The 504-nt window shown below is 41.5% G+C and carries 1 protein-coding gene; it reads right to left on the bottom strand.

The annotated features are described in order from the left end of the window. Positions 1-48 precede the first annotated feature (48 nt). A partial coding sequence (locus AC1TO6_RS21160; RefSeq protein ID WP_482103550.1) for a transposase occupies positions 49-504 on the bottom strand: 456 nt, incomplete at its 5' end.

The raw sequence follows: 504 nt of genomic DNA, 5'->3' as shown, positions 1-504 counted from the left end.
CGGTGTTTGTCAAGATAGTTGTCGTATATAGCTCTTTTAATTGATTAGTTATTTAATCGAATCAGTTCGCAACTTTTCTTTCATCGGATTCAAAGCGACTGATTCATGCGGACTCCAGTTTCTAGTTGATTTTGACCAGCGTTCTGGATGTTTTTGTTTTGCCTGTTGATAGACTTCATGTCGTTTTTTAAGTACATCAATATGGGCACCTGTGTGCCGTTGTTCTGGAGTAACGAAATTTATTGCGCTATGTTGATGTTCATACGTGTGCCAATGAACGAACCTTGCGGTCCATGACCGCGCATCCTCAATGGATTCGAATCCATCATACGGGAACTCTGGTCGATATTTAAGTGTCCGAAAGATAGCTTCAGAATACGGATTATCGTTACTCACCCGAGGTCTAGAATAAGAGCTTTGGATACCTAGTTTTTCAAGTAACACTTGAAATGTTGCTGCTTTCATTGGGCTTCCGTTATCGGAGTGTAAGACAAGGGGAGCTCC

Source organism: Sporosarcina sp. Y352, assembly GCF_056786535.1.
This window is presented reverse-complemented; position numbering and strand designations above follow the sequence as displayed.